Origin of the sequence: Pseudobacillus wudalianchiensis (assembly GCF_001685015.1) — a bacterium.
Classification (GTDB): Bacteria; Bacillota; Bacilli; order Bacillales; family Domibacillaceae; genus Pseudobacillus; species Pseudobacillus wudalianchiensis.
Genome location: NZ_MAYT01000032.1, coordinates 15,634 through 29,295, shown reverse-complemented (window position 1 = coordinate 29,295; position 13,662 = coordinate 15,634). Strand labels below are relative to the sequence as shown.

General features: G+C 38.8%; 13 protein-coding genes. 5 read left to right on the top strand and 8 right to left on the bottom strand.

All coding sequences use genetic code 11. From position 1 onward, the window contains the following. Positions 1 to 84 precede the first annotated feature (84 nt). The 4 genes from A8F95_RS20590 to A8F95_RS20575 all read right to left on the bottom strand — a co-directional run bounded on the left by A8F95_RS20590 (position 85) and on the right by A8F95_RS20575 (position 4,497). Positions 85 to 789, bottom strand: coding sequence for an SDR family oxidoreductase (locus tag A8F95_RS20590; RefSeq protein ID WP_065412260.1), 705 nt, complete (start codon positions 787 to 789; stop codon positions 85 to 87). Between the two features lie 178 nt (positions 790 to 967). Then, entirely contained in the window at positions 968 to 1,411 is a 444-nt protein-coding gene (locus tag A8F95_RS20585; RefSeq protein ID WP_065412259.1) for a hypothetical protein, read from the bottom strand. 163 nt (positions 1,412 to 1,574) lie between these two features. After that, on the bottom strand, positions 1,575 to 2,804 hold the full coding sequence (locus A8F95_RS20580) for a cytochrome P450 (protein WP_065412258.1): 1,230 nt from the start codon (positions 2,802 to 2,804) through the stop codon (positions 1,575 to 1,577). Positions 2,805 to 3,180: 376 nt separating this feature from the next. After that, on the bottom strand, positions 3,181 to 4,497 hold the full coding sequence (locus A8F95_RS20575; RefSeq protein ID WP_065412257.1) for a diguanylate cyclase domain-containing protein: 1,317 nt from the start codon (positions 4,495 to 4,497) through the stop codon (positions 3,181 to 3,183). A gap of 602 nt (positions 4,498 to 5,099) precedes the next feature. Between A8F95_RS20575 and A8F95_RS22210 the strand changes: the two genes are divergently transcribed. Continuing rightward, positions 5,100 to 5,309 carry a hypothetical protein gene (locus A8F95_RS22210; protein WP_141676309.1) on the top strand — a complete coding sequence of 70 codons (210 nt, stop codon included), beginning with the start codon at positions 5,100 to 5,102 and terminating at the stop codon, positions 5,307 to 5,309. Here the strand turns inward: A8F95_RS22210 and A8F95_RS20570 are convergent. Next, a complete protein-coding gene (locus A8F95_RS20570) occupies positions 5,299 to 5,880 on the bottom strand; it encodes a DNA-3-methyladenine glycosylase I (RefSeq protein WP_065412256.1) in 582 nt (193 codons plus the stop codon). The genes A8F95_RS22210 and A8F95_RS20570 overlap by 11 nt on opposite strands. A 439-nt stretch (positions 5,881 to 6,319) precedes the next feature. Here A8F95_RS20570 and sstT point away from each other — a divergent pair, with 439 nt between their 5' ends. Continuing rightward, positions 6,320 to 7,558, top strand: coding sequence for a serine/threonine transporter SstT (gene sstT, locus A8F95_RS20565; protein WP_065412255.1), 1,239 nt, complete (start codon positions 6,320 to 6,322; stop codon positions 7,556 to 7,558). 114 nt (positions 7,559 to 7,672) lie between these two features. On the opposite strand, the gene splB is transcribed toward sstT, so the two are convergent. Together splB and A8F95_RS20555 are read right to left on the bottom strand one after the other, a co-directional pair. After that, positions 7,673 to 8,701 carry a spore photoproduct lyase gene (gene splB, locus A8F95_RS20560; protein ID WP_065412254.1) on the bottom strand — a complete coding sequence of 343 codons (1,029 nt, stop codon included), beginning with the start codon at positions 8,699 to 8,701 and terminating at the stop codon, positions 7,673 to 7,675. Beyond that, positions 8,698 to 8,961 carry a transcriptional regulator SplA domain-containing protein gene (locus A8F95_RS20555; RefSeq protein ID WP_065412253.1) on the bottom strand — a complete coding sequence of 88 codons (264 nt, stop codon included), beginning with the start codon at positions 8,959 to 8,961 and terminating at the stop codon, positions 8,698 to 8,700. The genes splB and A8F95_RS20555 overlap by 4 nt, the downstream gene beginning before the upstream one ends. Positions 8,962 to 9,328: 367 nt before the next feature. Here A8F95_RS20555 and A8F95_RS22765 point away from each other — a divergent pair, with 367 nt between their 5' ends. Then, positions 9,329 to 9,496: a hypothetical protein gene (locus tag A8F95_RS22765; RefSeq protein ID WP_176713780.1), complete on the top strand. Its 168-nt coding sequence runs from the start codon at positions 9,329 to 9,331 to the stop codon at positions 9,494 to 9,496. A 287-nt stretch (positions 9,497 to 9,783) separates the two neighbouring features. Here the strand turns inward: A8F95_RS22765 and abc-f are convergent, their stop codons facing one another. After that, positions 9,784 to 11,415, bottom strand: coding sequence for a ribosomal protection-like ABC-F family protein (gene abc-f / locus A8F95_RS20550; protein WP_065412405.1), 1,632 nt, complete (start codon positions 11,413 to 11,415; stop codon positions 9,784 to 9,786). Positions 11,416 to 11,848: 433 nt separating this feature from the next. On the opposite strand from abc-f, the gene A8F95_RS20545 reads away from it, so the two are divergent. Together A8F95_RS20545 and A8F95_RS20540 are read left to right on the top strand one after the other, a co-directional pair. Beyond that, positions 11,849 to 12,631, top strand: a complete 783-nt coding sequence (locus A8F95_RS20545) for an STAS domain-containing protein (RefSeq protein ID WP_065412252.1) — start codon at positions 11,849 to 11,851, stop codon at positions 12,629 to 12,631. Positions 12,632 to 12,855: 224 nt separating this feature from the next. Next, on the top strand, positions 12,856 to 13,662 hold the full coding sequence (locus A8F95_RS20540; RefSeq protein ID WP_245671473.1) for a serine/threonine protein kinase: 807 nt from the start codon (positions 12,856 to 12,858) through the stop codon (positions 13,660 to 13,662).

Below are 13,662 nucleotides of genomic sequence, written 5' to 3'. Positions count from 1 at the left end.
CATTCTTTATTTCTTCTTTCTCACCATTTGTATACATCTAAAAAAGCCCCGCTTCTTAAGGCGGGACTTCTCTAAATAAATTTTTTAAACCGGCCGAACAGTGATTTCATTCACGTTAACGTAACTAGGCTGAGTGACGGCATATACAACAGCTTTGGCGATATCTGCTGCTTCTAATTTTTTACGATCGCTGCTGCCACGCCCCGTGCTTAAAGGAGTGTCTACCATACCAGGAGAGATATTCGTTACACGCACGCCTGTTCTAGCAAGTTCTTTTTCCAAGCCTGTGGAAATCGCCCGAACCGCATATTTCGTTGCACTATAGACCGTACTCATTTTCGTCACTTCCAGGCCAGAAACAGAGGCAATATTAATAATGTGGCCGCTCTCCCGCTCCAGCATGGACGGCAGTACTGCATTAATTCCATAGAGAACTCCTTTAATATTCACATCAATCATTTGTTCCCATTCCTCTACTTTTCCGGACCGAATGGTGGCCTCGCGCATTTGCCCCGCGTTGTTGACGAAAATATCTACGTTCCCAAAGGTGTCTATCGCTTTTTCCACTAACTGCTGAACGTCCTCTTTTTTCACCATATCTGTCTGAATAGCAAGCGCCTTTGCACGCTCGCTTTGGTTAATTTCACTTTCCAGATCCTTCAGTCTTTCTATGCGGCGAGCAGCCAACACAACATTAGCTCCTTCACCTGCCAGCTCCTTCGCAATCGCCAAACCGATCCCGCTGCTCGCCCCTGTTATAATCGCTGTTTTCCCTTGTAATTGACCCATGTCCAACTCCTCCTTTGCGTCTCTTTATAAAAGTGTATCACGCCATAATGGAAGAAGAAATGAATAGGCTCTCGTCAGCAGATTAAAAGACAATCAATATAGTATTCATGTGCACGGTGCTTTTTCGTTTAGGAACGTGACCTTAACGTCATTGAGCGTAAAGGCTGCTCCGCTTATTTCAGTATTTCTGACGATAGATGATCAGCTTCCCCCTGTTTTCAAGCTTTAATTGACTAGAATCGGTTAACTCATCTATCGTTAGTTCCCGCACCTCTTCCACGCTTAACTCTTCTTCTCCCGCCCATGCCGTGTAAAATTCCACTACAAAACTTTTCTGAATGGCGATTTGGACATACTCCAATAAAGTTTGCAGACACTTTTTGTCCAGCTCATTTGCCTTATCCTTATTCGCCCCAAAGTCTCCTAAATGCGCCATCACTTCATATTGACAGGGATAACTCAGGTTGGAGAGCGGACTGTCTGCTAACTTTTTAATCGTAATAGAGGCTTCATCCACCGTATTGGCAAATACATTGTTTCCTTTATTAGAAAGTTTTTTTATTTCTCCAAACGTTCCGATCTCTAAAGGATGTTTGGCAGAAAGATAATAAAACTGCGTCATTTTGTCACCTCTCCTGATACCTATTTAAACGACTGTGCGTTAAATATCCTTGAAATTGTTTACTTCTTGAACATAAGGATAATTTATCTAAAAATTGATGTTCAAGTGAATAAAGTAGCAGCTATTTCCACATAAGAAAACCCTATGCAATTCCTGCATAGGGTTAAACAAATACCTTAAATGGAAGAGTAGTCAGCGTTTGGCCGGTCGCTGAGTCAGTCAGATGATCTTCCAGATTAAAATCAGCTACCGGTTCAATGCGTGAATACTTCTTCACAAAAGAAGTGAGAGCAATGCGGGCTTCGAGACGGGCAAGCGGCGCGCCCAAGCAAAAATGCGGTCCATTCCCAAATGTCACATGTTTCTTATTATTTGGCCGATGAATGTTAACCGCAAACGGATTTTCAAACATGTCCTTATCCAAATTGGCTGCACTCAGCCAGGCAACCACAACATCTCCTTTTTTCAGCTCTACTCCTAACAGATCATTATCTTCTTTTACCGTGCGGTCTATTTTAGATAATTGAAAACGATATCTGAGCATTTCTTCTACTGCTTGGGGAACTAATTCCGGATGATGGTGCAGCTCTTCATAGACGTTTGGATTATCATACAATAAAGAATAAAAGGTGTTAGCTAATAAATGACTGGTCGTTTCAATCCCTGCACCTAGAATCAGCATCGTCGTCCTTATCGCTTCATCATCGGTAAAGGTCTCTCCATCTACTTCCGCCTTCAATAAGTCAGAGACAATGTCATCCGCCGGATTTTGTCTTTTCTGTACGACAATGGGATACAAATACTCATAATACTCCTTAGCAGCTGCCTGCTTCTTGTTATTAATGTCTTCCTGTTCTTCTTTTTTGAAAGGCAAAAACAAAGTATCTACCCATTTTTTAAATAATAACCGATCTTTGGATGGGACACCCATCAAGTCAGACATGATAATAATAGGGAGCTGACTCGTTAGTGACTGGACAATTTCAACTTCGGTATCTGTCCCTAGCTGTCCAATCAGCTCATCCACAATTTCTTGAATGCGGGGCTCCCAATTTTTAAGGCTTCTCGGTGTAAAGGCTGCAGATAGCAACGAACGACGCTTTCTATGCTTCGGCGGGTCGGCATCAATCAGATTCGTCTTATCAGGCGCAAAGCCATCCTTCGTATCTGCTCCAACAGCAATAGTTGTACGGGTACGCTCACTCGAGAAGTTCTCATAATCGCTGATCACACGCTTCACATCTTCATACTTAAAGACATTCCACGTATTCGTTCCCTCATGGTAACTCACCGGATTCGTCTCCAGCATCTCTTTGCACCAAGCGTATGGATTAAATTCTTCTGAACGCGTTTTAAATGGGGTGATTTCTTTTACTGCAATAATTTCTTTCATGCTATCAAACCCTCCTACTTTGTAAAAATACCGGGAAAAGGCGTGAAAAAACTATTTATTACTCATTCTATATTTTCACTTTGTTTCCTGAAAATACATAATAATGCCATTATAGAATAATAATTTATTGCAAACCATGCTTCATCCGCACCATCCTGAAAACGACGAAATAGCCTCATGAAATCCCTTTATGTTTATGTCTCTTGTTCAATTTATACAAAATAAAACCGACAGCTATTGCAGCTATCGGTTACTTTCTTTGTTATTTTTCTCGTTCAATACAGTAAGTCTCCAAAACAGTTCCGCTCACAGTTCAATCGCCTCATTCATTGATATCACTTAGCAGGCTGGTACCATCTGCTTAAAGCCTCAGCGGCTAGATTACGCTATTAGCATATTGTGTAACTTGATTACGTCCATTTTCTTTAGAATAATACAAAGCTTGATCTGCAGCTGAAATAATGTCATTAGGCATCATTTCTCCTGTTGGGACAACTGAAGCAACTCCTATGCTGACTGTTACATAATTACTAATAGGAGAAGTTTTATGAGGGATTTTTAAATTAAGTATCGCTTTTCTTATTTCCTCGGCCATAAATAAGGCTTCCCGTTCCGTTCTTTGTAAAAGCAGCACCGCAAATTCTTCACCACCGTACCGGGCAATAAAATGTGAAGGCTCTTGATTGTATGGCTGGAGACATTCAGAGATCTTTCTTAAGCATTCGTCCCCAGCTAAATGTCCATATGTGTCGTTAAAATTTTTATAATGATCAATATCAAAGAGTATCAATGAAAAATTCTCTGATTTCTTCTTAGCTGCTTCCCATTCATTCACGATAAATTCATTAAAATAACGCCTATTATAAAGTCCTGTTAACTCATCGTAATGAACCTTCAGCTTTAATGAATGAATGCTCATGGATAGTTCGGTCCTCATCCGCCCCACGTTTTTAATTAATTCAAACAGCTCATCTTTCTTTCTATATGTCGGCGTGTCTTTCGAAAAATCATGCTCCGCATAAGATTTCACACAGCTGCTTAATTCAATAATAGGCTTAATCACGGATTTTAAAAGACGGTAATTAATCCATAAATTGATAAATATGATCATAATTAAAGTGACGACTAATGCGGTAAGAGTCAAATTAATTCTTGTTCGCATCGTATTTCTAACAACACTTCTTTGATCTTCTATCTTTTTAGAAAAGCTATTAGCTTGATTTCGGAAGTCATCCAGCGTCTCTTTCTCTTCATTTAGTAACCGAACACTTGGTTGTTCCCCTCTTTCGGTCGACTCTACTAGATGTTTTCCATAATGATTTTGCCAATGCTGCCCTCTTTCTATAAGCTTTTTTGCCTTCTTATTCAGGGCAGGAAATTTCTCGGTTTTCTGTATAAGCTCTTTTGAATTCTGTGAAAATTGCTTTGTTCCTTGATAATAGGGCTCCAGGAACGTTTCATCGTTCGTTAAGCTATACCCCCTTTGTCCCGTTTCCTGATCGACGAGAGCTTTAAATAAATCAATGGCTGATCCTTCAATACTGTCTAATGCTTGTTGACCTTTAATGTTGGCACTTAAGGAGAAACGAACACCTGCTACAGAAGCAATAACTAATAGAACTATAATGAGAGCCGAAACTATTATAGTAGATAACAGTCTGTTTCCTAACTCTCCAAGAGAGTTTAAATTCATTATGATTCATCCACACCTTTATGCCTTTTAAAATATGGTTCTGTTATATTGATTTTCCATTATTGAAAAAAAGACATTTATTTTTAACAGAGCCGAAAGTATAAGTATACTGTATCACAGTTTTCAAATTATTGTTATTTAACTAATCCTTTATTACTGTATTCTTCTTGTTCATAAAACAAAAAACACGAGCAAAACTGGAGGAATAAACCAGATTTTACCCGTGCTTGGGAATAATTCTTTTGACTAAGAGAAGTTATGTTATTCTTTACTAATTAGTTTTGACACAATATCCTCATTTAAATCCATCATTTTCTTATTATTTTTATGCTCTAGCTTATCTCTATCTAACTCTATCCAGCCCTTTGTATTTCTTCTCTATCCTCTATGATGTGCGAATAGAAGAATACCCTGGAGAGGATCAGGTAGATGGAATTATGGCAAATACTATTCGGAGCTTTGATTTTAGCTGCTCTATTAGGAAGAATATTTTCTTACAAAAATAAAACAGAAAGTGAATTTATTTATATACTATTGTTTTAGCGGCAGTCCTCACGATTATAAACTACAGTTCCTTGCCGGAAAATAACCATACAAGGCAAATGATCATCGCAACATCAGGGACGGCAGGCATCCTGTCGATCATACTAACCTACTTCGTTAAAACCGGCGCTGCTTTAAGTCCTATCATGCTGTCTGTATCGAAGGCTGCTGTATCTATTCATTGGAATATAAAAACTGTCATCTTACACACAAAGAATTCATTTTTAAAAAAATTCATCGAAACGGATCCTGTTCTATTCACTCTCTGAAAGTGGATTTTTGGTGAGCTGGATGACAAAAGCATTCCAGTGTATGATCATTGACCATGCCTACTGCTTGCATATAAGAGTAGCAAATCGTGCTGCCCACAAATTTAAATCCGTCTTTCTTTAACTGTTTGCTCATTTTATCACTGATGGCATCCGAAACAGGAACCTCTTCTGCTGTTTTCCAGTGATTGACGACCGGCTTGTGATTCACAAATCCCCATATATAATTAGCAAATGAACCATACTCCTCTTTCAATCGCAAAAATGCCTCGGCATTTGTTACCACACTTTTGATTTTTAATTTATTTCGGACAATCCCTTTGTCTTCTAGCAATGATTGCAATTTTTCGTCCGTGTAATGGACGATTTTTTCCGCTTTAAAATAATCAAAAGCTTTTCGGTAATTTTCTCTTTTTTGTAAAATGGTCCACCAACTAAGACCAGCTTGCGCTCCTTCTAGACATAACATCTCAAATAACAGTTGATCATCGTAAACGGGTACTCCCCATTCCTTATCATGATACTCCATATATAGGGGCTCTTTCGTTACCCACGCACATCGTCTACTCATTTATGAATCCATCCTTCTTTGATTTAAAGAGATAATTTTTATCCTTACGTCTTTAATATACCTAATAATTCCTTCCAAGGTCCAACACCATTCCCGTATCAGTCTCTTTGTCATACATAGTAAATACATTCGCTTCAGCCCATTGTGCTTCTCATCTTTACTTTCACTCGGACGCAACCATACTTTTGAGAATATTCAAACGTTTTCTTTCTTCTAAAATACTATTGTAATAAATCTAAATATTCACTATAATCTTATTGATTAGTAGTCCACTTGAAAAAGCGGAGAGTGAGGGTCATCATCTATGGAAAAAATAACCCTTTAAGATAATCGTTTGATTCAATATAACCGTCACTAGATCCATCTTAGGAAGGGAGAGCAGGCTCATAGCAGCGTAATGTAATATAGCCATTTTCTAAAATTAGTAGAGGAGATATCTATGAAAAATCAATTAAAAAAGTGGAATCGATTGAGCTTGGTAAAGCAAATAATTATCGGTTTAATTGTTGGTATTACTCTAGCTTTAACGATTCCTGACGCAGCAAAACCCGTTGTCATTTTAGGCTCTTTATTCGTAGGCGCCTTGAAAGCGATTGCACCTGTACTCGTATTATTTTTGGTTATGTCCGCTATTGCTCAGCACAAGAGCGGTCAAAAAACAAATATGTCATCTATCGTCGTCCTTTATCTTTTAGGAACTTTTTTAGCTGGACTTATCGCCGTTATTGTAAGTTTTATGTTCCCGGTTCATTTAACGCTAGCTAAGGCTACGGGAGACTTAGCGGCTCCTGGCGGTGTTTCCGAGGTACTCAAAACATTACTCATGAATATTGTTGATAACCCCTTTAACGCTATCACTAACGCTAACTATATTGGTATATTATCTTGGGCGATTCTTCTTGGTCTTGCTTTAAAGAATGCATCAGATTCTACTAAGACTGTCATTTCTAATTTTTCAGATGCCGTATCTAAAATTGTCACATGGATCATTAAATTCGCTCCACTAGGAATCATGGGCTTGGTCTTCGAATCGATTACAACGAATGGCATTGATGCTTTGCTAAGCTATGGAAAATTACTGGCCGTTTTAATCGGTTGTATGCTTTTTGTCGCACTTGTCGTCAATCCCGTTATTGTGTTCTTAGCTGTGCGGCAAAACCCATACCCGCTCGTATTTAAATGTATTAGAGAAAGTGGTATTACAGCCTTCTTCACACGCAGTTCAGCGGCAAACATTCCGGTTAATATGAAACTATGTGAAAAACTAGGCTTAGATAAGGATACCTACTCTGTATCCATTCCGTTAGGCGCCACCATCAATATGGCCGGTGCAGCGGTAACAATTTCTGTTTTAACACTAGCAGCAGTTCATACACTCGGTATTCAAGTGGATATCCCGACAGCCATCATCTTGAGTGTTCTGTCTGCTGTATGTGCCTGCGGTGCTTCTGGAGTGGCTGGCGGTTCCTTATTGCTTATCCCACTAGCCTGCAGCCTGTTCGGGATTTCAAATGATGTAGCGATGACAGTAGTAGGGGTAGGCTTTATTGTAGGGGTTCTCCAAGACTCTTTCGAAACGGCCCTTAACTCCTCTACAGACGTCCTCTTCACAGCAACAGCTGAATTCAGAGAGCGACGCAAACAAGGACAAAAGATAAATATTAAAAAATTAGCTTAAAAACAATGCCCCCGGCTTTAATGGAGCCAGGGGCATTATTTTTAATAACGAATTCAATAACCATTAGCAAGCAAATTCTCAAAACTCATTATCTATTCGTGGGTCTTTCATCTTTTATGTGAAATATTCTAATTTTGCCTCTGGAAAGAATTTCCTCATATAGGAATAAAGATGATTTTTTATATCTTCCTCTTCTTCCTTTTGATAAATGTATTTTCCAATTCCGTACTTTCCCCATTTATACCTTCTTTTCTCTTCATCTAATTCTAATTTTGTCATAGGGTAATTTTTTTGGATTACTCTTTTAGCTGGCTTCGTAAAGCGATGCTGAATAAACTCAAACGTCAAATCCTTCCTTGCTTCTGGAGGCAATTCTGCATCCAAACGCTCAAACATATGAAGGTATCCTTCCTCCCATCCTTCATGAAGATAAATAGGAGCTACAATAAAACCAAGCGGATACCCCGCTCTGGCGACTTTTCCTGCCGCTTCAATTCTTTTCTCTAAAGGAGAAGTCCCTGGCTCGAAGTTTTTAACGACATAATCGGCATTCACACTAAATCGAAACCTAGTCCTTCCGTTATGTTTTGCATCAAGCAGGTGATCAACATGGTGAAACTTTGTCACGAATCTCAATTTCCCATACTCCGATTCTCCAAAATGTTCAATCGCACGCTTTAATGTATGAGTCAAATAATCAATCCCAACGATATCAGATGTACAGGACGCTTCAAACCTTGTAATCTCGGGAGCACGTTCGGCCATGTACTGATCAGCAGCTTCCAAAATTTCATCTACATTTACATACGTGCGAATGTACGGCTTACTTCCCATGGTCGTTTGTAAATAGCAATAATGACAATGGCCCATGCAGCCCGTCGCAAAAGGAATAGCGTACTCCGCAGAAGGCTTGGAAGTGTCAAATTTCAATGTTTTTCTAATTCCGACCACTAGTGTAGATTTGGCAACCCGGTACCTTTGAAAGTCATTTTCACCTGGAAGATTTCTCACTTGATTATGAGAAGTGGTATATCGAATTTCAACATCCATTTTTTCAAATTTCTCTTTAAGCTGTTTGCCTAATGGATAATCCAGCGCATCGGGTTCAAAATACACCAACTTAGGGTTGAATGGTTTATTCATTCCAATCTCCCCTCTGATTCCATTCCGTAATAGTATTCGTAAGCCTGCTTTGCCTCTTCCTCTGTGGGATAAATCGCCATTTCACTTGATAGTGGATAGTAATTTTCATATAAAAACAAAGATAATCCAGCAGAATTATCCGGGTCGTTAACGATCGCTGCCGCCTGTATATTTGCTACGTCCTGAGTATGGGGATTGCGATAAAAAACATAGACAATGTCTCCAGCTTGATACGTTCGATTTTCGTTAGATAGTTCCATCTCATCACCTTTTCTTTCCGCAAAAATCCATAAGTTAAGTAATTTGTTATTTACATTTTGCCTTTAGTTCCTGCAAATTATGTTTGCCTAATTACGGAAAACAACCTCATAAAGACATCAATCTATCAGTTGTTACTCTACATACACAAAAAGAAAATTTTACTATGGAATTTCAACAAATAGCGGAAGAATCGTTTTGATACCACCTCTTGTTAAGTGATAATAAAGCTGTTTAATTTTTATTAGACTAACGGGGTAGGTTAATGGAAGAAGAAATGAAAAGCAAATCGAGATACATCCTCAGTATTAGCCCTAGTATAAGAAAGTTAAGGGCAACAGATAATACATGAAAAGGAGGTTAAACATCATGTCACAAGAGCATGAAAATATACATGGAAAAACTCCAGGCGTACTAAAGGGCGAGATGGACAGAGAACCAATAGGAGATCAACTGAATAGCGATAACGCATTTAGCGATAAAGGCTTAAATAATGCACGTTTAACTCGCGAAGCTGTGAAGAAAGAAAATCAATAAAATAAAAATACGGCCAGTTTTTAGTTGGCTGTCTTTTTCGTGCCTTGCCCACTGTTAGAGGACGGTTTTTTTGTTAAAGTGACGGGGGCTTTAGTTGAATAAGAATTAAACGACTTTATTATTGATGTTTGAGTGCACATACACTTAGATGGATAGAAACTAAGCAACTTTAAAGAGCCTTGCTACACAATAAAATGTAGCAAGGCTCTTATATTTTCCTACTAAAATTAAATAACTTTATTCGCTCTTTACCATTCTCACCTATCTATGCAATCGAACTCTCTTCCTTATGAAAGCTCCTTTAGTTGCTTCGTCAGCTCTTTAAATCTCAAATCGAGTTCCTTGTATGCTTGATCCGCAGGCGTCATAAAGCTAAGCTTTCCTAAAACCTCTTGTCGTTCTGTTTCGAGCTTTAAACGCAATTCATCCCGATCATCTCTTTCCTGGGTCATTTCGTTCCATTGCTTATGGATGCTGTTGTTCGCTATAACCAGCTTGCTGTTGGTTATTTTCTCGAGAAAGTAGCGATCATGTGAAACGACAAGCAGCGTACCGTCATATTGGGCTAAAGTATTTTCCAATTGTTCACGTGAAGGTAAATCAAGGTGATTCGTCGGCTCATCTAAAATTAATACATCTTTTTCCTCTAGAATATAGGCCATCAGCTTGCACTTTACACGCTCACCCATACTCATATTTTGAATGGGCTCTTTCCATTGTGAGGCTGTAAATCCCAAATGCTTCATTAAATTTTGAACCTGGCCTCTCGCTTCATAAGTGTCTTGATAAAACAGCTGTTCCGGTGTTTGTTCAAGCGGCAAATCAAACACCTCCTGCGTTAAATAGCCGATCGTGGCAGAAGGGGAAATCCATACCTTTCCTTCTGCCGTTTCCTCCCCAACAATTATTTTCAGTAAAGTCGTCTTGCCGCTGCCATTCGGTCCTGTGATCGCTACCTTTTCTCCATGCTGAATGGTAAAATTGGCTTTTTTAAATAATGGATATCCTCCAAACACCTTGGTTAAGTTTTTAACTTCTAAAAACCTCTTTCCCGTCTTGTTGCTCGCTTCCATTGAAAAGCGTACTTCATATTCCGGTTCAACTCGCTCTGCCTTGGCCTTTGCCAGCTCTTTTTCAAGACGCTTTTGTTTTGATTTTACTTGAGCATCCATGCGCTTGGCCTTTACGCGATAATGTTCTTTGATGCCTTCCTGTTTCGTCGACTCGGCATGGGCTTTTTTCGACCAGGACGTGAGCTCTTGCATTTGGGATTCAATCCGCTCGACCATTTTTTGTTGCTTTTCATATTCGCGCTGCTGAGTCAATCTCTTCTGATGGCGAGCTTCCATGTAACTTGTGTAATTCCCTTTATGCTCAATCAATTTTTTGCCCTCAATTGACCAAATTTTTGTAGCGACCTTATCTAAAAAATAGCGATCATGTGAAACGAGGACAATTGTGCCTTTATAATCTTTCATCTGCTCAATCAACAGCTCAGTACTTTTCTCATCGAGGTGATTCGTTGGTTCATCTAATAATAAAAGATGGACGTCTTTTGAAAAACCTTTTGCCAATCGGGCTTTTAATTTCTCTCCTCCGCTTAGTTGTGAAAAATGGCGGTTCGGTACTTTCCATTTCCTTAGCAGCACTTCTTCTGCAGGGCTCACTTCTGCGGAAGAGCAGGATTCCGTTTCCTGTTCAACGAATGCCATCTCCAAATTTGGCTGCAGCCATCGGATTTGCCCTGCTGTCGGAATCAAGTCCTGGTGAATCAATTGAAGCAAAGTAGATTTTCCGGCTCCATTTTTGCCAATGATTCCAATGACTTCTCCTTGCTGGACACTGGCATTGACCCCTTCAAATATCATAAGATCCATTATTTCAAAACGAACATTTTGCAATTTAAATAGCTCGTTCATACCCTTCATCCCTCTCTATTAAAGGGAGGACAAAAAAATCCTCCCAATTGATTTGGAAGGATTAGCCGCATTTTTACGTTGTTCAAATAAGCTATTTGATTCAATAGCTGTACAGTATATAGAAAATGGGCAGACTAATCCTATTTCGTGTGATTTGAAATATGCGATTTCAAATGTAGAAAATAAGATTATTTGTCCATCGTCCACCCATCATCCCTTCTATTGTTTGGTAAAGACATTGTAGCATACAGATCTAAAAAAGGAAAATTGAGTAAGAACTTTAAATTAGTTTGACCTATATATATTAGACCTTCCTATAGCCCTTTCCTACTGAATATTTTTAAGTCTGTCAAAACCATATCTTTCTTCTTTTATTGCTTCATAAGCTTGCTATATAATGAGATAAATTAATTATAGAACTGGATGAAACGTTATGAATGGACTATCAATGAAGCTATCAGCTAGAGATGCCTTGAATAGCATAGGGGAGAATATCATCATTGCGGATACAGACTATAAAATTACTTGGATGAATACGAAAGCAGCCAAGTCCCTGTCTGCTATTGCTCCTTTATATGGCCTAACGAACGCAGAAGAAATGATAGGGCTCAATATGGATTTTTTTCATAAAAAACCTGAGCATCAGCAACTTATGATGGAGCAGTTGCAAGAAGGCCATCGGGCAAGAATTACGATCAAGAATAAATTTATCGCCGATATCGTCGTGACTCCTATCAAAAACAGCCAAAATAACGAGCAGGTTGAAGGCTATATGGTAATGCTTTTGGATGTCACCTCGCAGGCTGAAGAAGAGAAAAGAAAAGACGCGCTCATTGAAGATTTGTCCGTACCTCTCTTAAACATATGGGAAAAGACAATCGTCTTGCCGCTTGCAGGTGTGCTAGACTGGAATCGCGGCGAGCTCGTATTGTCCACTGTTTTGGAAGAATGCACCTCTCAAAAAATTGAGTACTTTCTTATCAGTCTAAGAGGGATTAGCCATTTTGATGACAGTGTTAGGGATTATCTTCAAAAGTTAGCTGATTGCCTAAAACTGATTGGAGTGAAGTGCATTATAGTCGGAATCAAGCCCGAGCTGGCTCTAAGCATTCGGGAATTAAAAGATATGCCGATATTCCGTGACGCTCATGCTGGTTTAAAGCACATTATGAAGCTGCAAGAGAAGGAGTCTTCCAGCAGTGTATTAAGAATATAGTTGATATCCAGAAGAGATTATCCGGGCTAGCGGGATAATCTCTTTTCTGTATCAATAGAATTCAGGATGATCCAATGAAACAGACAAAAGCGCTGAATACATTCCCCCATAGTGTAAATTATTTGTTATCATCCTTTAGATTTATTATGATATCTTGTGGTAACGCCATTCCAAAAGTTTGACTGCTTAACATTCAGCGAGGGAAGGAAGGGACCGTTATAATTTTGCGTGCAATTCGAAAATGTTATCAGTTTTTTGTAGATAAACCCTTTGAAAAAGGCGCGGTCTTGAATGGCCGCTACGAGATAGTCCATGTGATAGGCATGGGAAGCTATGGGATCGTTTATCTATGCAACGATTTAAAAACAAGCGAAAATAAAGTAATTAAACAGCTCCGTCCAAGCAAGAAGCGTAGCAAAAAAGACATTGAATTGTTTAAAAATGAAATGGCTATTTTGCGCATGCTGAACCATAAAAGTATCCCCACATTATTTGAAGCTTTTGCCCATGACGGATATTTATTTTATGTAATGAATTTCATTGACGGGGATAATCTAGAAGACCAGATCTTTTTAGGCAAAAAAACGTTTAATGAGAAAGAGTCTTTACTCATTGTTTCACACCTGCTTGAATTAGTGGATTACCTTCATAAAAAAGATATTTACCACCAAGATTTACGTATTCCCAACATTTTAATAAAAAACAAGGAGCTCTTTTTAATTGACTTTGGTTTGTCCAAGCATAGAGCGGCAGTTGACTCACATCACACACTATCTAATAAGCAAGAATGCACCCTAGAGATGCAACTACAGGATTACTATGACCTAGGAGAGATCCTATTGTATTTGCTTTACACTACCTACTCTTCTAAAAATAAAAAAGCTCTTCCTTGGACAGAAGAACTTTCTTTAGAACCAGACACTGTTTATTTACTAAAGAGATTATTACGCATTAAAGAACCTTACTCCAATACTAATGAAATTTCAGCTGATGTTTGTGCTGCACTCAAAGCGGAAGAGAAAGCTCATTAA

Excerpts from the sequence above, each read along its gene's own strand:
- A8F95_RS20590 (WP_065412260.1), bottom strand. The coding sequence starts at position 789 with ATGGGTCAATTACAAGGGAAAACAGCGATTATAACAGGGGCGAGCAGC.
- A8F95_RS20585 (WP_065412259.1), bottom strand. The coding sequence starts at position 1,411 with ATGACGCAGTTTTATTATCTTTCTGCCAAACATCCTTTAGAGATCGGA.
- A8F95_RS20580 (WP_065412258.1), bottom strand. The coding sequence starts at position 2,804 with ATGAAAGAAATTATTGCAGTAAAAGAAATCACCCCATTTAAAACGCGT.
- A8F95_RS20575 (WP_065412257.1), bottom strand. The coding sequence starts at position 4,497 with ATGAATTTAAACTCTCTTGGAGAGTTAGGAAACAGACTGTTATCTACT.
- A8F95_RS22210 (WP_141676309.1), top strand. The coding sequence starts at position 5,100 with ATGATCATCGCAACATCAGGGACGGCAGGCATCCTGTCGATCATACTA.
- A8F95_RS20570 (WP_065412256.1), bottom strand. The coding sequence starts at position 5,880 with ATGAGTAGACGATGTGCGTGGGTAACGAAAGAGCCCCTATATATGGAG.
- sstT (WP_065412255.1), top strand. The coding sequence starts at position 6,320 with ATGAAAAATCAATTAAAAAAGTGGAATCGATTGAGCTTGGTAAAGCAA.
- splB (WP_065412254.1), bottom strand. The coding sequence starts at position 8,701 with ATGAATAAACCATTCAACCCTAAGTTGGTGTATTTTGAACCCGATGCG.
- A8F95_RS20555 (WP_065412253.1), bottom strand. The coding sequence starts at position 8,961 with ATGGAACTATCTAACGAAAATCGAACGTATCAAGCTGGAGACATTGTC.
- A8F95_RS22765 (WP_176713780.1), top strand. The coding sequence starts at position 9,329 with ATGTCACAAGAGCATGAAAATATACATGGAAAAACTCCAGGCGTACTA.
- abc-f (WP_065412405.1), bottom strand. The coding sequence starts at position 11,415 with ATGAACGAGCTATTTAAATTGCAAAATGTTCGTTTTGAAATAATGGAT.
- A8F95_RS20545 (WP_065412252.1), top strand. The coding sequence starts at position 11,849 with ATGAATGGACTATCAATGAAGCTATCAGCTAGAGATGCCTTGAATAGC.